Source organism: Luteibacter sp. GL_149 (genome assembly GCF_057834065.1).
Map to the genome: position 1 here is coordinate 4,518,689 of NZ_CM174395.1, position 22,367 is coordinate 4,541,055.

The 22,367-nt window shown below is 62.9% G+C and carries 16 protein-coding genes and 1 pseudogene; all 17 read right to left on the bottom strand.

Translation table 11 applies throughout. The features are described from left to right. Window positions 1-37: 37 nt before the first annotated feature. The 17 genes and pseudogenes from AC3IR3_RS19905 to AC3IR3_RS19985 all read right to left on the bottom strand — a co-directional run bounded on the left by AC3IR3_RS19905 (window position 38) and on the right by AC3IR3_RS19985 (window position 22,278). The gene (locus AC3IR3_RS19905) at window positions 38-709 is read right to left on the bottom strand and encodes a class I SAM-dependent methyltransferase (protein ID WP_489196978.1); all 672 of its coding nucleotides are present in this window, start codon (window positions 707-709) and stop codon (window positions 38-40) included. A 119-nt stretch (window positions 710-828) separates the two neighbouring features. Then, on the bottom strand, window positions 829-1,692 hold the full coding sequence (locus tag AC3IR3_RS19910) for a DMT family transporter (RefSeq protein ID WP_489196979.1): 864 nt from the start codon (window positions 1,690-1,692) through the stop codon (window positions 829-831). A 139-nt stretch (window positions 1,693-1,831) separates the two neighbouring features. Next, on the bottom strand, window positions 1,832-2,539 hold the full coding sequence (locus tag AC3IR3_RS19915; protein WP_165973620.1) for an MHYT domain-containing protein: 708 nt from the start codon (window positions 2,537-2,539) through the stop codon (window positions 1,832-1,834). A 34-nt stretch (window positions 2,540-2,573) separates the two neighbouring features. After that, entirely contained in the window at window positions 2,574-3,428 is an 855-nt protein-coding gene (locus AC3IR3_RS19920; RefSeq protein ID WP_489196980.1) for a methyl-accepting chemotaxis protein, read from the bottom strand. 9 nt (window positions 3,429-3,437) lie between these two features. Beyond that, window positions 3,438-4,067: pseudogene (locus tag AC3IR3_RS19925) on the bottom strand (MCP four helix bundle domain-containing protein); the annotation flags it as partial. A gap of 123 nt (window positions 4,068-4,190) precedes the next feature. Beyond that, entirely contained in the window at window positions 4,191-5,093 is a 903-nt protein-coding gene (locus AC3IR3_RS19930) for a TolB family protein (protein ID WP_489194719.1), read from the bottom strand. A gap of 65 nt (window positions 5,094-5,158) precedes the next feature. After that, window positions 5,159-6,355 (bottom strand): CaiB/BaiF CoA transferase family protein, encoded by a 1,197-nt coding sequence (locus tag AC3IR3_RS19935; protein ID WP_489194721.1) that lies wholly within the window; start codon window positions 6,353-6,355, stop codon window positions 5,159-5,161. Window positions 6,356-6,467: 112 nt separating this feature from the next. After that, window positions 6,468-8,300, bottom strand: coding sequence for a glycoside hydrolase family 127 protein (locus tag AC3IR3_RS19940; RefSeq protein WP_489194723.1), 1,833 nt, complete (start codon window positions 8,298-8,300; stop codon window positions 6,468-6,470). Beyond that, on the bottom strand, window positions 8,300-10,489 hold the full coding sequence (locus AC3IR3_RS19945) for a formylglycine-generating enzyme family protein (RefSeq protein ID WP_489194725.1): 2,190 nt from the start codon (window positions 10,487-10,489) through the stop codon (window positions 8,300-8,302). Before AC3IR3_RS19945 ends, AC3IR3_RS19940 begins: the two co-directional genes overlap by 1 nt. A 30-nt stretch (window positions 10,490-10,519) precedes the next feature. Then, complete coding sequence (locus AC3IR3_RS19950) at window positions 10,520-11,464, bottom strand: ribokinase (protein ID WP_489194727.1); 945 nt, start codon at window positions 11,462-11,464, stop codon at window positions 10,520-10,522. Beyond that, entirely contained in the window at window positions 11,461-12,762 is a 1,302-nt protein-coding gene (locus tag AC3IR3_RS19955) for a serine hydrolase domain-containing protein (protein ID WP_489194728.1), read from the bottom strand. The genes AC3IR3_RS19950 and AC3IR3_RS19955 overlap by 4 nt, the downstream gene beginning before the upstream one ends. Before the next feature lie 70 nt (window positions 12,763-12,832). Further along, window positions 12,833-15,085, bottom strand: a complete 2,253-nt coding sequence (locus tag AC3IR3_RS19960) for a TonB-dependent receptor (protein ID WP_489194730.1) — start codon at window positions 15,083-15,085, stop codon at window positions 12,833-12,835. 283 nt (window positions 15,086-15,368) lie between these two features. Then, window positions 15,369-16,259, bottom strand: a complete 891-nt coding sequence (locus AC3IR3_RS19965; RefSeq protein WP_489194731.1) for a LysR family transcriptional regulator — start codon at window positions 16,257-16,259, stop codon at window positions 15,369-15,371. A gap of 197 nt (window positions 16,260-16,456) precedes the next feature. Continuing rightward, the gene (locus AC3IR3_RS19970; RefSeq protein WP_489195211.1) at window positions 16,457-17,590 is read right to left on the bottom strand and encodes an IS481 family transposase; all 1,134 of its coding nucleotides are present in this window, start codon (window positions 17,588-17,590) and stop codon (window positions 16,457-16,459) included. Between the two features lie 159 nt (window positions 17,591-17,749). Further along, a complete protein-coding gene (locus AC3IR3_RS19975) occupies window positions 17,750-20,188 on the bottom strand; it encodes a sodium:solute symporter family protein (protein WP_489194733.1) in 2,439 nt (812 codons plus the stop codon). Between the two features lie 20 nt (window positions 20,189-20,208). After that, complete coding sequence (locus AC3IR3_RS19980; RefSeq protein WP_489194735.1) at window positions 20,209-21,057, bottom strand: HpcH/HpaI aldolase/citrate lyase family protein; 849 nt, start codon at window positions 21,055-21,057, stop codon at window positions 20,209-20,211. Between the two features lie 177 nt (window positions 21,058-21,234). Then, window positions 21,235-22,278 carry an NAD(P)-dependent alcohol dehydrogenase gene (locus AC3IR3_RS19985; RefSeq protein ID WP_489194737.1) on the bottom strand — a complete coding sequence of 348 codons (1,044 nt, stop codon included), beginning with the start codon at window positions 22,276-22,278 and terminating at the stop codon, window positions 21,235-21,237. Window positions 22,279-22,367: the final 89 nt, after the last annotated feature.

Below are 22,367 nucleotides of genomic sequence, written 5' to 3' on the forward strand. Positions count from 1 at the left end.
GCGCGCTCCCACAAGGGGATTTGTGAGGGCTCACTTATCAGGCGTAGGCTACCCAGCCGCGGAAGGCGAAGCCGGCGTAGAACTGGCTGACGTTCGAGAATCCGGCGTCGCTCAGGATGGCTTCGTCTTGTTCGGGCGTAAGAATGTGCAGACGTGCATCGATCGCCGTGCGGGCGGCCTCTGCCTTTTCGGGTTCGATGCCGGAGGTGACCGCGAAAGCGGCGTATCGCGACAGCCACTGTGCACGCTCGCCGTCGCCCTGCGGAAAGCTGAAATGGGCAACTACGAAAGGTGCACCTGGCTTCAGGCGTCGCCGGACTTCGGTCACCGTACGTAACCGCTCTTCTGGCGCCACGAAGTGCATGGTCAAAAGACAGGCCGCCCCATCGAACGGTCCTTCCGGCGCATCGTCGATATAACCCCGATGCAACCGCGCACGCGACGCGAGCGGTCCCATGATCTGTTCGGCCAGCTTCAACATCTCGCCAGCGGGATCGACGCCGTCGAAGGTCCAGCCCGGATGGGCTTGCGCGAACGCCTTCAATTCCAGTCCACCGCCAGCCCCCAGAACCAGCACGCGTGCATCGGCCGGTGCGCGCTCCGCTAACAGGATCGTCGTCATGCTTTGCAGGCCGACGAAGCCGGGCACCAGCCGTGGCGGTCCTTCGGCGTATCGGGTCACGGCTTCGGGATCGGAGAAGGGGTCCATGCGTTCGCTCACAACGTGCTCCGGATCATGTGACCGTCGTGAAAGCAAGGCGGTCGTGAAAGTCGGCACTCAGTTTAACCGGGTCACTTCGTCAGGTAAGCGTGACGCGTTACGGGAAGCTACTTCGCAAACATCCTCGCCCCCGCAACACACAGCACAACGCCGATGGTGACGACGAGCATGCTTGCGCTCACTTGCTCATGCAGCAGGCTTGCGGCAAGAACCAGACCGAAGAAGGGCTGGAGTAATTGCAACTGTCCGACAGCGGCGATGCCACCTAGCACCAGCCCCCGATACCAGAACACGAAGCCGATCAACATACTGAACAGCGATACATAGGCGAGCCCGGCCCATGCCGCGCCACTGATGCCCGCAAGCGACGGCGGCATGGTGTCAAACATCAGCGCCAACATCACAGGCAACGACAGGACCAGCGCCCAGGAGATGACCTGCCAGCCGCCAAGCGTTCGCGACAGTTTGGCTCCTTCGGCGTAGCCCAGTCCGCATGCCACGATCGCCGCCAGCATCAACGCATCCCCGATCGGCGACGCAGCAACGCCTTGCGACAGCGCAAATCCGCCCACGAGAGCACTGCCCAGACAGGAGAACAGCCAGAACGCCGGGCGCGGGCGCTCACCACCGCGCAGCACGGCGAAAATCGCGGTCGCCAGCGGTAACAGGCCGATGAACACAATGGAATGAGCGGACGTGACGTGTTTGAGCGCCAACGCCGTCAACAACGGGAAGCCGATGACAACGCCGAATGCCACGATGGCCAGCGAGAACAGGTCGCCGCGCTTCGGACGCTTCTCGCGAAATATCAGCAACAGAGCCAGACCCAGCAGCCCCGCGATGGCCGCTCGCGCAACGGTCAGGAAGACAGGATCGAAGTCCATCACCGCCACGCGCGTGGCGGGCAGCGAGCCACTGAATATCACCACTCCCACCAATCCATTGACCCAGCCGGTCGTCGCCTTGTCCACCTGATGCCCTGTCGTTTTCAATTCCCGATGGCAGCATGCTCCCCGATCGAACTGGCTGTGAAGTGTCGCATTCATGTCTATTGCAGGGCCGGAGGCCGTTAAGTCCCTACGCCACGTGACCACCTACGCCGCTGCCCGCTCAACGTAACAACGCAGACCACTGCGAAATGCTCACCACGGCGGTCGCCCCGATCACCAGCCCCAGGATCGTCGCGGCGTTGCTCAACCCATTCGCCGGCGAGCAATACGCCCCCGGTCCGAAGATCGCCGCGGCCATGCCGGTGTAATGCATGCCGGTTACGGCCAGCCCCATCACCATCGCGGCACCCAGACGCGCGAGGATGCCCGGCCAGCGTTCGCTGTCGCGCAGCCACGTCATGATCAACAGCGCGGCGGCGCTTGCACCGAACGCGATGGCGGCGGATATCCAGAACAGCACCGGGCGGTAAGTCAGGCCGTCGCCCATCTGCATCGCGTACATGCCGCCGTAGTGCATGAGGCAGACGCCTGTTGCCATCAATGCGGAGGCCAGTAGCCATGAACCCACGCGGACGCCGTTGCGGATGACGTAGAAACCGATGCCGCTGACCAGCACCGCCACGGCCCACGAGGCAAAGGTGATTCCCGTGTCGAATGTCACCGGCACAGGCAACATCAGGGCAACCATGCCCATGAAGTGCATGCCCCATACGCCCGTGCCAAACGCAACCGCGGCCGCACCGATCCATACCCACTTATTCTCGGTGGCCCTGCGCACGCGCGAGGTCATCTCGATGCCGCAGTATCCCGTGAGCGAAGCGATAACGAATGAGTAAACGACCAGCAGAATGTCGTAATGCTTATCCATGCGTGCGTCCCGCGATCTGGTTGAGGTGGATGGGTCAGACGGTTTCGACGCGTTGTTCGTTCGCGAAATGGAAGTACTCCACCTCGCCTGCCAGCATGCTGGCCTGCTCGAGCAATTCGTTGCTCGCGCGACTGACACCCATGACCTGCTGGTGGTGTTTGCGCGTACTGGCATCCATACGCGTGACGGTGGCGCTGACCTGGGTGACGTCGGCGGCCTGGTGTTCGCTGGCCGCGGCAATTTCGCCAACGATGTCGCTGAGCTTGCGCACGCTGCGCACGATGTTCTTGAAGTCTTCACTGGAGCGGGTGACCAGTTGCGCGCCATCGGCCACGGTCGCCTGGCTTTCGCCAATCAGGCGCTTGATCTCGCGCGCGGCTGCCGCACTGCGCTGGGCCAGACTGCGCACTTCACCGGCGACTACCGCGAAACCACGCCCCTGTTCGCCGGCTCGCGCGGCCTCGACGGCGGCATTCAGCGCCAGCAGGTTGGTCTGAAAGGCGATGCCGTCGATCTCACCCGTAATGTCGGCAATATGCCGGCTGGAAAGATCGATCGCATCCATGGCCTGGGTCATCTGCACGATCACTTCGCCACCACGCTCGGCCTGCTGGCGCGCGGTGGCCGCCAGACGATCCGCTTCGCTGGCGTTGTCGGCGGTCCGCCTGACGGTCTGGGCCATCGCACCCATGCTGACGGCGGTTTGCCCCAGCGATTCCACCTGCTCGCTCATCATCGCGGCCAGCTCGCCGTTACCCGAAGCAAGCTCGCGCGAGGTGACGTTGACCGCGTCCGCGCTGCCCCGCACCCGGCGGATCACTACGGACAGATGCTCGTCCATTTCGCGGAATGCGGCGCGTAGCTCGCCGATCTCGTCGCTGTAGAGCATGGGAATCTGATTATCGAGACGACCACTGGCCACGGTTCGCGCAAGTTCCAGTGCAGTACGGATGCGCGCCGTCACGGAACGCACGAACACGCCATCGCTTACTACGGCCAGCAGTAATCCGGCCAGTACGACACCAAGCGCGATGTTGCGGATGCGACGACCCTGCTCACCGAGTTCGACGTGATGCGCCCGGGCAGTCGCGAGGTGCTGTTCGATGGTTTGCTCGACCGCCGCCCGGTAATCGTGAAGCAGCGGCGCTGCTTCCCCGGCCGCCAGCCTGCTCACTGTGGCGAGGTCGCCCCTGGCATGTGCCTGCGATAGATGGGCCCACAGTTCATCCCATGGCTTAGCGAACGTTTCGAGGGCCCCATGGTCGACGGAAGAGAGCGTCGACAGACCATCATCGGCTGTAACCGGCAACATGCCCGATGCCATGGCGCGAAGCGCGTCTTCCCGGTGGTTAAGCGCGCCAAGCAAACGCGCCAGGGCTCCCAACTCGAGCACATCCTCCCGGTATTGCTGGTCGGTGCCGGCGTTGGCCCGCTCGATCCCATAGATGCCGACCAGACTGACCGCCATCAGGAACAGCAGCATCAGAGTGAGCCGCGCCCCCATACGTAATTTGATCGTGTATCGCATCACGAGCCCCCGCCCCTGAGTCCATCGATAAATATCGGCTGGACTCGCGGCGGGCTTGAGAGGAACCGCTGCACGTAATCGGCAAGGCTGCCTGTCAAACCCGTGCCAGCTCGCAGGTTGCGGCTAGTGGGCGCCGCCGGATGACGAATCCCTGCGCCCCGCCCCACCACACGTCGGCGGCCACGACTCCTGGCCGTCCGGATGCCAGACGAAAAATTCGCCGGATTTCGGTTCGCCCGTGTCCCGCGCGAACATCAGCGATTTCCCGCTGGGCGAGAACACGGCACCGATCTCCGAGCCGTTGACGTTGACCTCGGGACCCAGCTTCACCTTCGGCGACCAGCCATCCGGCCCCATCCGCGACTCATAGAGTCCGCCGTCCGCCATCACGATCAGTCGTTTTCCATCGGCCGAAGGTAGCGGCTCGTATTCGTCTCCCGGCGTATTGATGGCAGGCCCGGCGTTCTCGACGATCCATTGCCCGGCGCCGTTCTCGCGAGCGCGCCAGATATCGTTCTTGCCGAGGCCGCCCGGACGATTCGAACCGAAGTACAGCCAGCCGTCGGGTGCCAGTCGCGGAAACCACTCGGCTTCGTTCGAGTTAACCGGCGACGGAAGACGAACCGGCGCCTTCCACTTTCCGTCGCTGCCCCTGTCCGCCTTCCAGATATCGAGATCGTTGCTCTTCATGCTCCCGGTGAGCCGGGTGGAGATGAAGTAAACGGTATGGCCGTCCGGGGTGAACCAGGGATCGGCCTCCGTGCCGGGGCCTGAGAACGGTGCCGGCACGGGTGATGTCCATCCTTTCCCGTCGCAATGCGAGGTGAGGATTCGCCAGCCGGAAAACGTTTTCGAACTGCGCACGAAGTACAGGTCGCCGGTCAGCGGATCGAATGCGGGATGCGACTCGAACTGATTGCTGGATACGCCGGCCGGAGTCCACGCCCATACGGTTTCCGGGTGGTTTTCGCTGGCCATGCACGTCGGCACCAGAACCGTGAGCAGGATCGCCAGACAACGTTTCATGGACATCGCCGGAAACCCCAAGGATGGTTGCCGCGATGGTATCGCAATCGCGACACCCGCCGGGGTCACACCCCGGGGCTGTCCTCAAGCTCCTTCACGATCCCAGCGGTATCCTGATCCAGCGTCGGCGCGGCGAACGAGGCCGGTCCCGGCGTGCGGCCGAATTTGATCGGATGGGTCACGCCGCGATATTTGCCTACGGCGGGATGCTGGAAGGTCGACACCATCCCTTCGGCGAGTACCTGCGGATGGTCGAACATGTCCTCGATGCGCCGCGCGGCGGCGCTGGGCACGTCGTCGCCGAAAATCCGTTCCCATTCGAGGGCGCTGTGCGCGGCCAGGGCTTCGTGCAATTGCGGCACGATGTCGGCATATCGTTCGGCGCGTTTGCGCACCGTGTCGTAGCGGGAATCGTTGTGCAGCCGGTCCAGACCGGTCTTTTCGCACAATGCCTTCCAGAACCTTGGCGTGTTGGCTGAAATATAGATGTAGCCGTCGCGCGTCGGGTGGATGCCGGTGACGCCACCGGATCGCATGTCGCGACCGATATCGAGCGACTCGCCCTCCGCCCAGATCATGCGTGCGGATTGCATGGTCAGCGCACTGCGCAACAACGACACGCCGACGAACTGACCCAGCCCGCTACGTTCGCGCTCGTACAGCGCCGACGAAACGCCAGAGGCGAGTAACGCCGCAGCGTAGTAATCGACTACCGATCCGTAGATCACTTCCGGCGGCCCGCCGCGTTTGCCTTGCAGCGCGCACATGCCGGTCATGGTCTGCAGCACCTGGTCGTAACCGGCCTTGTCCTTCATCGGCCCATCTTCGCCGTAGCCGGTGACGGCGCAATAAATCAGGCGAGGGTTGATCAGGTTCAGGCGGTCGTGATCGATGCCCAGCCGGTTGGGTACACCGGGGCGGAAGTTATGTACCAGCACATCGGCATCGCGCACCATCTTCAGCAGCGTGGCGTGATCTTCGGCACGCTTCAGATCCAGCACCATGCCACGCTTGCTGCGATTCACGCCAAGGAAGGCGCGACTCTCGCTCGCCAGCGTCGACGGATACTGGCGGAGATTGTCGCCGCCCGGGGGCTCGATCTTGATGACGTCCGCGCCCTGATCGGCGAGCAACGTACAGCCGTAGGGACCGGCGATATAAGCGCTCAGGTCCAGCACGCGCACACCGGCGAGTGGGCCGGTATGACCGTTGCGGGCTTCTTTCGACTCAGTCGGAAAGGTGTCCATACGCTGCTCGTTCATGAAGGTCGATACCCGTTGCTGGAGTCACTTTGCAACAGGCTCCCCTAAAGAAACAGGTACCGTTGATATGTTCTGGCAGCACATATTCTTTTGTGATGCCCACGCAACGGCGTTATTCCAACACCTTCGGCGCCAGCGGCAGCCAGGTCAGACGCCATGCGCCGTCGACACGGCCGCCCGTGGCGAAATAGGGTGTGAACGTAAGCGGCGCCCGATAGCCGGGATCCAGTGCGATACGTGGCACGTCTCCGGATGTCGCGGGTAACAGCGTCAGCCAGCTATCTCTCGGCCCCGTCGGCAAACGCAGCGTTTCCTCGACCTTGAATCCGTCGATCAGGTCCGTTGCGTAGACCAAAGGCCCGCATGTAACAGCGGCATATTCGAAATGCAGCACTTCCTGCCGCACTTCGCTGCCATCGGGCGCACGCGATTCCTGAATATTGCGATTGACGGCACGATGCAACGTCGGCCGCGCAGGGAACCGCGCCAGGATCTCGTCGCCGCTGCGCCATTCGCGTTCGATCACGGCGTAGTGACCAGGAACGATCGCTACGCCGACGTCCTCGTTGTTCACGGTGACTGTTGCGCCTTCCGCCCATGACGGGATGCGTAGCTTTACGGCGAAACGTGCCTTGCGCTCTGCTGAAATATTCAACCGGATATCGCCGGGATACGGGTATACCGTGTCCTGTGCAACGCGCACCTCTCCCGCACCCGCCAACGCGAAGGTCGCCTCGCCAGGTCCGTAGAGATTGATCGCAATGCTGTCGTCGCCTTGCACATAAGCAATTGCGGGCAGCTCTTCCAGCGCCATCGCTCCACTGGACTTGCAACAGCGCCAGTACGTCGTGTGTACGCGCCGTCCGTTGGGAAACACGTAATAGCACCAGTCTTCGCCGTTCGGCGCCTGCGCGCCGAGAAGATCGTTATAGGCGGAGCGCTCGATTTCCTCGGCGTACTTCGCATCGCCGGTAATCGCCAGCAATTCGCGATTCAACTGGATCCACGCGAGCGTCGAACAGGTTTCGACGTAACCGTACGGACTGAATACTCCGGCAGGATTGAAGACTTCGCGCGAACGATGCGCCACCCCGCCCCACGGCCCCCCGCCAAGCGTCAGATGGTACTCGCGGATGTTTTGCCATACGTGGTCCACCGCACGTCGATAATCCTCGTCGCCCGTCGCCTTGTGCAGCTTGGCCAGACCGACCAGGTTCCATGCCAGCTGGTACGCCTTGCCGGTGGCAATGCCGGATGCGTCGACGCCAGATAGTGCACGCGTCAGCAACGCAAGATCGCGATGATTATCTGCCTGCTGCAGTATCCGCTGCGCAAGATTGAGGTAACGGCGGTCGCCGGTTGCGACATACAACTCCACGGCGGGGTCCATCAACACCGTCGCCGACAGTCCGAAATGATTGCCCAGTTCGGTGATGTCGATCCCGCCCTCGGTCAGCGTGTGCAGACACAGGTCGCCGATGCGGCGTGCGGCATCGAGATAGCCTGGCGCGGGAAAGTGCCGGTGCACTTCCAGCAATCCGATCACCAGATACGCGTGTGTCCAGATATCCCATGTGCGTACGCTCGGCGCGCCATCCCACGTTCCGGGCTTGGGCGGCTGCGGGCGCATGAAGCGATGGTCCGGCGCATAAGTACCCAGATAGCCGTCGGCTTCCTGCGTGGAGACGAGATAGTCCGCCACGCGCAGCACATGCGCGCGCAGAGCCTCATCGCCGCTTCGGGCGGCCGCTTTCGCGGCGGCATAAAGCCATTTTCCGGCGTGCTCGCCATACCAGTCGCCTTCGCGATCTTCCCGGCGTCTGTCCGGTGCGAATATCGCAATCGCGGGGCTATGCTCGTCGATGACGAAATGCGAAAGCCGCCCGTGCAGGTTAGCGTCGAGCGCATCGCCGAGGAGGCCGCGCAACTGTATCGTCGGATGCATCAGGCGGCATCCACGACACATCGGAAACCGACGCAGCCCGAACGGTCCTTGGACGGCGCCATCAGAAGATACTTGCCGTGTTCGTCCAGTCGATACGCTTGCGGGAAATACCAGTGCGAGGTCTGCGGCTGATAGCTGCTGCCGCCGCGAAGGATAGCCGCACGCGTGTGTTCGTCTTCGTACTCGTCGGTCCACTGCCAGACGTTGCCGACCAGATCCAGCAGGCCGAACGGACTGGCCGCCGCCGGATGTGCGTCGACATCGTCCGGCGCACGCAAAGTCCGCCCGCGATTCGGTGCCGGCACCATCGCATCGTTCCACGCGTCGCCCCACGGATAGCGCCGGCCATCGGTGCCTTGTGCGGCGTACTGCCATTCCCATTCGTGCGGCAGGCGTTTACCCGCCCATGCCGCGTAAGCGCGCGCGTCCTCGATCGACACCCAGGTCACGGGCTTGTTATCCCAGCCCGGCGGGGGCACACCGTCGCGCCAGTCGCGCAGGAAGTTGTGCGCATCGCGGGGCCGCCAGCCGCTGCCGTCCAGGAATGCACGGTACTGCGCGTTGGTCACCGGCGTTCGGTCGATGAAGTACGCCGGCATGCTCATCCGCCGCCGGTGGCCGCGCCGCGCGCTGCTCTCCCACGGATACTGCACGTCGTTTCCTTCCCATGTCTGGCCCTCGATCTCGACGCCGCCGACGACGAAATCGAAGTCGCCCGCGGGCATCGCCACCATGCCCTCCGGTGCCGTGGCGACCGGCGCGGTGCGAGCGATTTCCTTCAATTTCTGCGGCAGGGATTGCCACTGATTCGACAACGATTTCAACGGAACCGACGCCAGCTTGCGCATGTTGGCCAGAAAAGCGTCCAGACCCTCGATGTCGACACCTTCGGCCACGGCCAGCAATGCACCGAACCCACGCCCCTCCATCGCGACATCGAATACGGCGCGGCCGTTATCGTGCCGCGGCTGTAAAGGCGTGCCGTTCCATGCATCGTAATAACGCGTGCCTTCGCGATGCGGCACCGCGATCTGCTCGCCGTCCACGGCGTACTCGTTGCGATTGACCAGCGTCCACAGCGTGAACGCATCGACAGGAAAACGGCTGGCGAACACGCCTGCTTGCAGCGTGTGCTCGTAGGGTCGCCAGTCCATGCTGACCATGGCCGGCGCGAACTGCCGCTCGATGGCGGCGATGCGACGCAGCGATTCCGCGTCGCGTGGCGTGAGCTGGTTCCAGATGCCCCAGACATTTTCCCAGGCGTTGTAGCCGATACCGTTGAAGAAGATGTACTGCAGATCGTGATTGCGGTCGCGACCCCAGCGGTTCTCGTAGTTGATCATGTGGCGGGGTTCCAGCCACTTGAACTTCGCAACCGGCGGCACGATCTCGTTCGGCGCTTTCTTGCCCCAGCTCTGCACGTTCCAGATCAGCTGTTCCTCGGCGCTGATAGTGGATTCCGGTTGCAGCACGACCGGCCGGCCGGCCGCATCGCACGCATCGAAGAACGCGCGAGGCACACCGTTGTAGGTATCGCCGTTGATGCCGTCCGCGCCAACCGCCTTGACCAGCTGCGCCATGGTCTGCCAGTCGTTCAGTCCGGCTTCGCGCGTGCCGTTGTCCCAGGGCATGGTAGGCAGGAAGACGCGTACGCCGCGACGGTGGAAATCGTCGACGGCGCCGCGCAGGCCGTCGAGGCCATCCGGCAGGTCGTAGGCCAGATCGGTCTTGTTGCGGTCGTCGATGCCGATGTTGGGATAAACGAACCAGATCAGCACGCTGTCGATGCCGCCGAAGCGCGCTTCCAGATCGTCGAGATAGCGGTCGACCGTATATCGCCCGGCCACGGGATCGTAGAAGTAGCGATCCTCCACCATCATCTGCGCGTGCACGAAGTTGCGCTGCGCCCACTGCAGTTCCGGGCGTCGGTAGTTTGCATCGTCGTAGCCGATACGCGTGAGATGTTCGCGCCGCCAGTCGGTCAGCTCGGCGACCCAGTCGTCGACGGTGCCGTCGACGTCCATCTTCCAGTGCCCGATCTCGGCGAACGGCCAGCCCGGCGCTTTGCCTGGCGTGGGCAGATAGCGACCGGTGGTGACATGCGAGAACTTGTACTCGGTCTTCACTCGCGGCGCGGTCGCGTCGTCCGTGGATGCCGTGTCGCGGGGAAGGTCGGAACGGTTGGTCATGGTATGCGTCGGACTCGAAAAGTATCGGGGTCAGGCGAAGCTGCAATAGGTGGCAAGGTCTTCGGTGGTGGCAACCGGGCTATTGGCCGCAAGCAGACGTTCGACCTCGTCGTGCGCGGGCACCCCAGCTTGCGCGCCCAGCCGCGTACAGGCCAGTGCGGAGGCGGCGCCGGCACGACGCAGCACCTGCCCGAAGGCCAGGCCGCGACTGAGTCCCGCGACCAGTGTGCCGCAGAACGTGTCGCCCGCGCCGGTCGTGTCCACAGCCTGCACGGCGAACGCGGCTTGCAGAAATCGCTGCTTGCCCATGCGGGCGCAACACCCGCGCGCACCCAGCGTGACCACCAGACAGGCGACGTCGAGCCTGTCCATGCCCGTGGCGATGTCTTCCACTCCGGTCAACGTGGTCAGCTCGTTTTCATTGACGATGAGTATGTCGACATCCGCCAGCAGACTCGCGGGCAATGTCCTCGCCGGGGCGGCATTGAGCACGACGGTGACACCGGCGGCACGCGCCGCACGCGCCCATGCCTCGACGCTGGCCAATGGCGTTTCCAGTTGCAGCAGTACATGCGTAACGCCCGCGAGTGGCGGCAGGTGTCCGGGCTCAAGCAGGCTGTTGGCGCCGGGAGTGACCGTAATCGCATTCTCGGCGGCATCCGAAAGACAGACGAAGGCCACGCCCGTCGGTTGGCCGTGCACACGCACTATGTCGAGTTCAACGCCCGCGTCGCGTAACGATGCTTCGATCGGCACGGCGAAAGCGTCGTCGCCCAACGCCAGCAACATGCGCGTGACGGCGCCGCCTGCCCGTGCACAGGCCACGGCCTGATTGGCGCCCTTGCCTCCGGGCATCGTTTCGAACGCGTGCCCCAGTACGGTTTCGCCCGGCGCGGGTACGCGGGATGCGCGAACGACGAAATCGAGATTGGCCGAACCGGCCACCAGTACGGTGCCCGTACGCGGTGTCGTCATCGCAAAAGCGCCTGATAAACAAGATTGTAGAAATGGCGGCTGATGCGCGGCAGATCCTTGGGGACATCGTCGCGCGGCAGGTGCTGCAACATGAGAATAGCCACCAGATGCTCTTTCGGGTCGATGGTGTAATAGGTCGACGCCGCGCCGGTCCAGCCGTACTGCCCCAGCGACCCGAGCTGGCCGCGCTTCGCCACGTCGATGACCACGTAACCGCCGATACCGAAACCTTCGGCGTCGCTGAACTGGGTCACGGGAGGATTCAGCATCGTGAGGTGGTTCTGCATCATCAGTTCCACCGTCTTTCGCCCCAACAGGGCCTGCCCATCGAGCGTACCGCCGTTGAGAAGCATCTGCGCGAAACGCGCATAGTCGCCAGCAGTCGAGTACAGCCCGCCAGCGCCGCTGGTATAGGCGTTGAGCGGCTCGCCCGGATGCGCGGCGTTTGCGCCGTCCGCAATCGCCAGTTTTCCGTTCTTGTCCATGGTGGTGATGTCGACCACGCGCGTACGCTGCGACACCGGCACGCTGAAGCCCGTGTCGGGCATCCGCAGCGGATCGAAGATGCGCTCCCGCAGGAACGCTTCGAACGATTCCCCCGATGCCACCTCGACCACGCGCGCCAGCAGTTCCGTCGACGCACCGTCGTAACCGAAGCGCGTGCCGGGGTCGGCGGCGAGCGGAACACGACTCATGCGTTCGGCGAAACCGCGCAGATCGACAGCGCCGTGCGGATCGATACGCTCCATCAGCTTGACCGCTTCTTCGTCGCCCTTGAGGCTCGCCGGATAGCCTGCGGTGTGCGTCAGCAGCGCGTGGATAGTTATGGGTTTGGCGGCTGGCCGTAGTCGCGGTGCGTCGGCATTCCCACCGGCAAAGACCTGCGATGTCGAAAATCCCGGCAGATAGCGCGATACCGGATCTTCGAGCGTGATCTTGCCTTCTTCTACCAGCATCATCACCGCAACCGATGTCACCGTCTTGGTCATGGAATAGATGCGGAAGATCGTGTCCTTGCGCATGGCGTCGTGGCGCGCGATATCGCGATACCCATATGCCTGCCAGTCGACGATCCTGCCGTTGCGCATGACCAGCAATACACCGCCGGGATACCCTTCGGCATCCGTGGCCTTGCGCATGTACTCATGCAACCGCTGAAGACGCACGGCCGACAGGCCCTGCGATTCGGGAGTGGCTTCCGGCAGCACCGCAGCCTCCGTCGTACGCGCCGATGCAAGGCATAGCAGGACGACCGCTACCGTGCCGGTCCAGCCCCTGCCTCTGCGAAATCCGATCATCGATGGTTCCTTGTCACCGACCCGACGCCCCAGGTGGCGGGCGCCGGATCGGTCGTCCGTCACGCCCGGATCACAACGTGATCGAGTACGTCAGCGAAGTCACGCGGCCACGACCGGCCCAGTAGTTCTGGTAGCCGGCGAGCTGCGACCAGCTGAGGATGTATTGCTTGTCCAGCAGGTTCTCGACACCGAGCGACAGCTTGCCATGTTGCTGCATGTCGTAGTTCACGCCCAGATCGAACAGCGTATAGCCATGGGTCTGTTCTTCGTAGCTGAATTTCGCGCCGTCGTAGGCCCGCACGTCGTTCCCGGAGATGTGACGATTGAACAGCGTGGTGGAGCCCAGCGTAGCGTCGGCATTGGGCAGGAATTTCCAGGTGACCGACGCGGCGAACTTGTCCGGATTGATGTCCAGCACGCCCATCGGCTTGTTCAACCCGCCCGAGCCATAACGACCCGCCGGATCGGCCGACCAGAACGCTGTCTTGCCGCGAATGCGCGAGTACAGCCCCGTGACTTTCCACTGGTCGTCGAAGCGCCATTCGCCCGTCACTTCCGTGCCTTCGATACGCACCGGAGCGCGCGAAAGGATGAAGTCGCTGGTGTGCGGATCGATGGCCAGCGATGCACCGAACGGCGACTTTGAAATGTAATGCGTCGCGCCGAAGGCACCTTGCTGGCCACGCCAGTTGAAGCCGATTTCGTTGTTCTTGAAGATGATCGCATTGAGATCCCGGATGCGATCGACGGATTGTCCGGGCACGTTGATGTTACGCAGCGGAATACCGATGTTCGGCAGGGTGAAGCCTTCGCTGTACGAACCGAACAGCGACCACTCGTCCGTGATACGCCAGATCGCGCCGGCGTTCTTCAGGTTCTCTTTGTACTTCACGCCACCGCCCTGAACAAAGACGCGATTGCGGTAGTAAGTCGTGGTGTAGCTCTTGACGTCCAGCTTGTCGTCTTCGCGGCGATACCCGCCACTGAAGGTCAGCGGCCCGATGTCCCAGGACAACTGGGCATACGGTGCGACGCCCTTGTAGTTCATCGGCGGCACCCATAGGCGATTAGTCAGCGCCAGCCGCTGCTGGGCCTCGTCCTTGGTCACGTCGACGCCCGTGTGCAGTTCCAGCCCGGTGATGTTGAAGATATCCGGCCGCGTCCACGACGTGCGAATACCCTTTTTATGCGAGGTAATTTCCGACTGGTCGAACAATGTATTCAGTGGCGCGATCAACGGGTCCTGCTTGTCCTCGGTGTTCTCCGGCAGGTAACGCATCGCCTGGTCGGCCTTGTAGATATTGATATCCAGCGAGCCGCCGAAAAACTTGTTGTTCGTGTACTGCACGTTGTACTGCTTGAAGTCGTTGAATGCGTCCTTGGAGCCGAAGATCTGCCCCTTCTCGGAGGTGTTGGTATGCGGCACGGCGCACGGAGGATCGTCGGTCGGCCCGCGACAGCCAATCACCTGGATGTAGTTGCCCTTGCCGGTGATTTTGAAACGGCTATAGGTCGCCTGCAAACGCTGGTCGTTGTTCTCGCCGAAATTGAACCCCGCCTTGAGGAACAGGTTCTTCGACGTGGAGTCGGCCAGCGAGCCGCTGGTATTCATGCCGATACGGCGGCCGTCGCCGTCGTAGGAAATACCACGATCGATATACGACGCCGCGGCCAGCACGTCGTATGACTCCTGCTTGCGCGCGAAGGTCACGCCCGTTTTCCAGCCACCGCTGTCGCTATAGCCCTGGGTCTGGTAGCGCGTGGTGATGGTGGTCTCGTTGCCTTCCTTGGTCGGCACCTTGGAAATGTAGTTGATGATGCCGCCCGCGGCGCCGATACCTTCGGACGCGGATGGACCGTTGATGACCTCGACGCGACCGATCACGCCCATATCGGTGAACGTGCCGTTGCGCGTACCTTCGCGCAGCGGCGAGCCCTGCGGGATACCGTCGAACAGGCGCAGCGGGATGCGACCGCGCAGCGTTTCGCCGGTGTTGCTCATCGCCTGCGACGATTCGGCATAACCGGGAACGGTCCGCGCCAGTACGGCCGTCGCATCCTCGGTCACCAGCAACGTATGCTGGATCTCTTCCTTGGATACCACTGTGATCGCACCGGGGATCTCGTCGATCGCCTTCGGGGTGCGCGTACCCGTCACGATGACCTGTTCCAGGTTGACCGCGGCCTTCTCTTTTTTCTTGGCATCCTTCGATGTATCGGTATTGGCATCGCTGGCGGGCGTGGCGCTCTGCGCATGCACGCTGTCCCCGATAACGGAGATCAGCAGGATGCTGCTGATCGCTACGAATAGTGGCTTTCTCATGTGGTGTCCGAATGGTGTGCTGATGGCTGCGGGTTGGCCAGATGGCCAGCCCGGCGCGTCGCGTGCGATGCGCCAGGGACAATGTGCTGCGTCTTTGTCTGGCGGCGCCCTCCCCGGCGTCCCAACAACCCTGTGCTATTTCACGAGTGAGCGTATGCGCTTCACCCTCCGCATAGAACCGATGCGGACTATGTTCAGAGACTAGTTTTTGTTGCTTACGAACGAAGAAAAAGTTTGTCGCGATGCAGCATTGTTGTCGTGCATTCGCGATAGTGCGCGGACGTCAGCGCGACTTCGTTTGCATGGCCTGCATGGCTTTGCGGCTTTCCTGAAGCAGTACCGTCACCAGCCGGACGCGCACGCTGGAACGCGACCACACGATGCCGATACGACGCGGTACCGCAGCATCGGGAAGCGGAATGCGCGCCAGCTGCAATCCTTCCGGCCAGGGTCGCGCCCAGTCCGGCACCAGCGACACACCCAGTCCGCGGTCGACCATCACGGCGATCGCGTTGAGTGCGTTCAGTTCGAAACGTTCGTGCGGAACGATGCCGCGAGCGTGCAGGTACTCGTCGGCCTGCCGGCCACCCCACTGATTGCGGTCGTAGCGGATCAGCGGTTGTGTCGCGAGCAGTTCGTGCGGATCCCGGTCGGCCATGCTTTTCGGCGCGAGCACGATCAACGGCTCTTCGCGCAGCAACTGCCATTCGCAGGTTTTGGGCAACGGAAAGGGCGCCTGCAACACCACCGCGGCATCGAGGTCGCCGGTCTCCACCGCGCGATAGAGGTCTACCGAGTAACCCGGCTTGATGAAGACATTGATCTGCGGAAAGGTCGCGACCATGCGAGCGAGTACGTCGGGCAACATGCCGGCCAGTGCGGTCGGACAGGCGCCGAGGCGCAGTTCGCCGGAGACCCCGCTTTCGTTGGCGACGCTGCGCAGGTCGGCCACGTTGCGCAGCAGATCGCGCGAGCGCGCCAGGATGCGCGAGCCTTCCTCGGTCACGCTGACGGTACGGCCGACGCGTGCGATCAGGGTGGCGCCGATTTCGCGCTCCAGCGTCCTGATCTGCTGCGCCACGGCCGCCGGCGTGATGTTCAGCACGCGTGCCGCGGCCGCCATGGAGCCCTGGTCGACGATGGTGATGAAGGTATTGAGGAACTGGGTTTCCACGGCGACTCGCTTGACGTGTGAGGCAGGCTACACGAGGCCGGTGCTTGCTGCCATGGCCCGTAGGTAGGGGTGACATTCGGCCCTGCCTGCGCAGGTGCGACGGTATGGCAATGTTTCTGCAACCCTCACCGTCGTTCCTGCGCAGGTGTATGGACCGGAGAGATGGTTAACAGATGTGCCAGGACATGGTGGACACTTTATCGCGGTCGTCGCAGGTCGACGACATCGAGCCAGTGGTGAGCAAAATAGAGGTCATACACACCGTCCTGATCGGGCCGGGGCCGGGCGGCGATGAGCTGACCTTTGAGCGCTGTCGAGACCACGAGCGGCCGCGTGAGTAGTTTGATCCGGCCGCGTTGATCGACCCCGATGACGATGTCGTCGGGGCCGTACTCGGTAATCTGATCGAGCCGTTCGGGGAAGGGGCGTGGGCTGAGGCGATAGCGTGTCACCGGCGGTACCATGCCGATGGCCTGATGCGGGCGCACGTGGTTGTAAATCTCGCGCCAGTGCGCGAAGGCCCGCTCCACCTCGGTCAGATTCAGGAAGTGGCGGCCACGCAGCAGCTCGATGTCCAAGCTTCGATGGAAGCGTTCGTCCTTGCCGTTGGTTTGCGGATGAAACGGACGGCTGAAGCTCAGGTGGATGCCAAGGCGGACCAACCATACGCCGAGCGTGGACAAGTGCCGGGAGGGGCCGTTGCCCATGCCCCACGGGGTGCCGTTATCCATGTTCATGCGCCGCGGCAGGCCGTAGCGGCGGAAGGCCTCGGTGAGCCAGTGCTGCACGGTGGCGCCGGTCATGTCGGCGTTATGGCCCAGGATCAGGTTGAAGCGGGAATGATCGTCGAGCACGGTCAACGGATCGCACCGACCGCGGCCGACACGGAGGGGGCCTTTGAAGTCCATCTGCCACAGGTCGTTCGGCTCGGCATGCTCGAAGCGCTGCCAGGGATGCACGGCCGGCTCGGTGGGCGACCACAGCAGGCCATGGCGCCGAAGGATGTGGGTGATCGTGCTCGGTGCCGGAGGCGCCAGGCCCTCGCGCTGAAGCAACACAAACAGCTTGCGGCCACCCCAGTGGGGGAACTGTCGGCGCAGGGCGACCACGCGCTCTTCGAGCGACTGAGCCGTGCGCGTCGGGGTGCGATGGGGACGCCGCGAGCGGTCGGCCAGGGGCTCGTGCGCCTGATCGCGGCCTAGCCATTTGTACGCCGTGGTTCGGCTGACGCCGAACCGGCGGGCCAGCTCAGTGATCGACTGACCGGGCTGCTTGGCCACCGCGACAAGCTCAGTACGAAGTGACATGGATGAGGTTTCCTTCCAGGGCATGGGCTGGGCCTCGAGTCGCCACAACTTGGCGGTCGAGGTGTAAACCATGTCCTGGCACATCTGTTAACCATCTCTCCGGTCCATACACGCAGGCAGGAACCCAGGACGACCACTTGCACGCAAGCCCGACAGCGGACGATCTCGCTCTGAAAGCGATCGTCACTCCTCCACATCCGCATAAATAGTCAGACCCTTCAGCGAACGCGTCGGCGCCGGGAAGAACAGGCTCGCCACGTAGCCGATCACGATGCACAGCAGTATTGAAATCGCGAGATAGAAATACGGGTGAACCAGATGGAACGTCCATGCGATCAACGTCAGACAGATGCTGGATGCGATACCGATGGCCACGCCCGGCGCATTGGCACGGCGCGTAAACATGCCAAGGGTATAAGCACCGGCAAAGCCGCCACCCAGCAGACCGGCAAGCTCGATCGACACGTCGAACAACGAATGCACATCGAAACGCGACAGCAATAGCGCCGCACCGATACCGATCAGCCCCACCACCACAGTCATCATCTCGGCGAAGAACACACTCTTCTTCTGCGAGGGGTCCTTGACCAGCTTGTCGTAGAAGTCCACGGAAATCAGCGTCGCGACACTATTCATGATGCCGGACAACGTGGCCATCGCCGCAGCGAAAATGCCGGCGACGATTAGCCCGGTTACACCCATCGGCAATTCGGCGGCAATGAACAACGGGAACGTCGCGTCGATGGGCAGCAGCGGATTCATGCGCTCCGGATGTGCCTTATAGAACACGAACAGCGCGGTGCCGATCATGTAGAACACGAAGCCACCCGGAATCATGATCGCAGCGAACGCCCAGATCGAACGCCCGGCTTCCTTGTCCGACTTGGTCGACAAGGTGCGCTGCATCAGCACCTGATCCTTGGGGAAGGTGAGTACCACGTCGAACAGCACCAGGAAGAGGAAGCCCCAGACGGTGGCCTTCGTCAGATCGAAGCTGAAGTCGAACACGTGCATCTTGTTCTCGGCCATCGCCGTGGCCATGAACTCACCCACGCCACCGTGCAGGCTCCACACGATGAAGCCGATGGCGAAGATCGCCCCGCCCATCTTGACGATCACCTGCACGAAATCGGTCCAGATCACCGCTTTCATGCCACCCATCGCGGTATAGACGATGGTGAAACCACCCATCAGGATCACGCTCCAGGTGACGCTGATGCCTGTAATGGTGGCGATCGCCAGCGCCGGCAGGAACAGGATCACGCTCATGCGGCTGCCGATCTGGGTAAGGATGCACAGCGCGCTGGCGAGCATCCGGATCGCGGGATGAAAGCGCGTTTCCAGATACGAGAACACCGACATCAGATCGAGCCTGCGCAACAGCGGCACGATCCACACCGCGACGAACATCAGGCCGAACACGGCGATCAGGTTGTTGGTGAGGTATTGCCAGTTGCTTTCGAACGCCTTGGCCGGAATGGCGATGAAGCTGATGGAACTGGTGTTGGCGGCGTAGAGACTGACGCCCGCGGCCCAGAACGGAATGCTGCGGCCACCGACGAAAAAGCTCGACGTGGAACCCCGCTTCTCGCGCAGGTAGAAATACAGCCCGATGCCGATCATCGCCGACAGGTAGACGACGATCACGATCCAGTCCAGCCACCTCAGCAGCAACTTGCTGGACTGCACCTGCGCGGACGCGAACTCGATGCGCCTGCCATCCGCGCTGGGCGCCGCCCATAGCAAGCCGTCCTGCCATGATGCCGACGCCTGCGGATTTTCGATGGATACGCCGGGCAGCGTCGCCCACGACCCGGTAATGGTCTGGAAGGTCATCGCGCGCACCGGCGCGTTCGCCGCATCGTGCACGAGGTACAGCACGTGCGCCTGCCCCATCGCCCGCCCGGTTCCGGGAACCACGACGCCCGGCACTACGCCACGCGCCACCCAGCCGGTGCTGGTGGACCAGCGCCATAGCCGCTCCTGGCCATCGGTCGCATCGGGCACGGTCGCGAACACGCCGGCGGTCTGCACCACCAGCGATGTCGCCGGCACCGCCTGAGGCCATCCATCGACCGTCGACCAGGTCGGACGTTCGGCATCCAGCGTCATCTGCAGCAACTGGATCTTCGATCCGGATTGCCCGGTGAGATAGATAACGTTTCCACTCAACGCACCCTGCACCGCCGATAGCGGCGTAGGCAACGGAGGCAGCGGCTGCAACGACAGTTCGCTACCGGCAAGCTGGACTCTGGCCACCCTGTCGATGGCACCGGTTCGCGAAGCACCGATGAGTGCATAGGTCCGGTTGCCATCGCCGACCAGTGCGGCGATGTCGCCGGGCGCCGTACCTGACTTCCAGGCGATGGGCCGCCACGCATTGCCCTTATCGTCCAGCTGCCATGCCGTGTTTTCCAGTATCGCGACCGCTTGTCCGTCGATGGCCGCGATGCCCTCGATCCGGCCAGAGGCTTCGATCGCAGGCAACGCGACGCTGCGCATAGGGGTCAGGCTATCGGCGGCAGCCGGTGCGACGATCAGTGCCATGCCGATGGCGGCAAGCCATCGCAGGCCACGCCGGGAGAAGGTCGAGCGGGTAGTTTTTCGAGGATCGACTTGCATGATGCTCCGCGACGACGATGTCATTCCGCCGCTGCCACGATCGCCTGGGCGCGCTTGAGGAACGGTACGTCGATCATCTTGCCATCGACCACGAAAGCGCCACGACCGGCATCTTTCGCTTCGCGTGCCGCGGCGACGATCCGCCGTGCCGTCGCGATCTCGGTGTCCGAGGGCGCGAACGCCGCATTGGCCAGCGCCACCTGCGAAGGATGGATGCAACTTTTTCCGATGTAACCCAGCCTGCGCGCCATCTGTGCCTCCGCCGTGAAACCGGCTGTGTCGTCGAGATCGGCAAAGGCGCCGTCGATGGCGAAGATATCCGCCTGTGCCGCCGCCATCCTGACCGCGAACATCGCGGCGTGCACGCTGGCGCTGTCGCGCCGGTCGATGGCATTCGGTTCGAACAGGTCGCCCAGCCCCAGCTGCAACCCGGCAACACGCGGATGCGCGGACGCCAGCGAGGCGGCGCGGGCAAGCGCTCTGGGCGTTTCGACATTGATCAGAAGACGGATAGGCGTCGTGACGCCGTTGGCCACCTCGGCGTATTCCAACACATCGATCGCGCGGAGCAATGCCGCCACCGACTCGATCTTGGGCAGATTGAGCAAAGTGACGCCATCGCGTGCCATCGCACGCACGTCGTCTTCGAAGTACGGTGTCTTCGGTGCGTTGACGCGGACGATGATGACCTTGGCGGCGCCGCGCACCGCGTCTCTTGTCACGAAATCGGCGACCTGCTGCCGTGCTTCGCTTTTGAGTTCGGGAACGACCGAGTCTTCCAGATCGAAGGAAAGAGCATCGGCCTGACCGGCAAGTGCCTTCGCGAACAATTCCGGTCGCGCCCCCGGCACGAACAGCTTGCTACGCATAGGGTCGCCTGTCGGATGTTGTCCTTGTCATGGGCAGCAGTGTGGAGCAAGACACTATGCGGATCGACTACGGGCGGCATGTTCAATAGATAGTTTTTCTATTGACTGGATAGTGGCTGCGCAGGAACGACGGCGAAGGGGGGGAAGTGGAGGCCACGAATCACGGAGCTTGCCAGCCTATCTGAGCGATGCCATGTCGATGACGAACCGATAACGGACATCGCTCTTCTGCACGCGCTCGTAAGCCTCTTCGAGCTGGTCGATGTCGATCAGCTCGATCTCGGAAACGATGTTGTGCTGACTACAGAACTCCAGCATCTCCTGCGTTTCCTTGATGGAACCGATCATGGAACCCGCAAGCGTGCGACGTTTCGGCAGGATCGCGAACGCACTCACGGGAACCGGCTCTGCCGGCGCACCCAGCAGCACCAGTGCGCCATCGATCGCCAGCAATCCGAGATAGGCGTTCCAATCCATCGCGGCGGAAACGGTGCTGACGACAAGGTCGAATGTGCCGGCGAGGGTTTCGAAGATCGACGAATCGCCGGTCGCGAAGTAATGATCGGCGCCCAGCCGAAGCCCATCCTCCTGCTTGGCAAGTGTCTGGCTCAACACCGTGACCTCGGCGCCCATCGCGTGCGCGAGCTTGACGCCGATGTGCCCGAGACCGCCCATGCCGACGATGGCCACTCGCTTGCCGGGACCGGCTTTCCAATGGCGCAGTGGCGAATAAAGCGTGATACCGGCGCATAGCAGCGGTGCCGTCGCGTCGAGCGGGAGGTTGTCGGGAATGGACAGGACATAGCCTTCCTTCACGACGATGTGGTCGGAATAGCCGCCGTAGGTCGGCAGGTCGCTGCCGGGTTCGATGGCGTTGTACGTCCCGACCAGGCCCGGCCGGTATTGCTCCAGCTCGCGATCGCGTTCGGCACATGCGGTACACGAATCCACGAATACGCCCACGCCGACGCGATCTCCGACCTTGAACCGCGTAACGCTGCCGCCGACGGCGGAGACGATGCCCGTTATCTCATGCCCGGGAACCATGGGATAAATGGCGTTACCCCAGTCGTTCGCGGCCAGATGGATATCGGTGTGGCATACGCCGCAATACTTGATGTCGATCACGACATCGTCCTCACGTGGCGCGCGACGTTCGATCGTAAAGGGGCGCGGAGGCATCCGTGCCGCGGATACCGCATAGGCTTTGGCCGTTGTCATCTTGGGTTCGCTCCGGGGTGTCGTGGACTGGGCTGAGAGCCTGATCCCCGCAACACAGACACCGTTATCCGCATCCTCCATGTTTCATG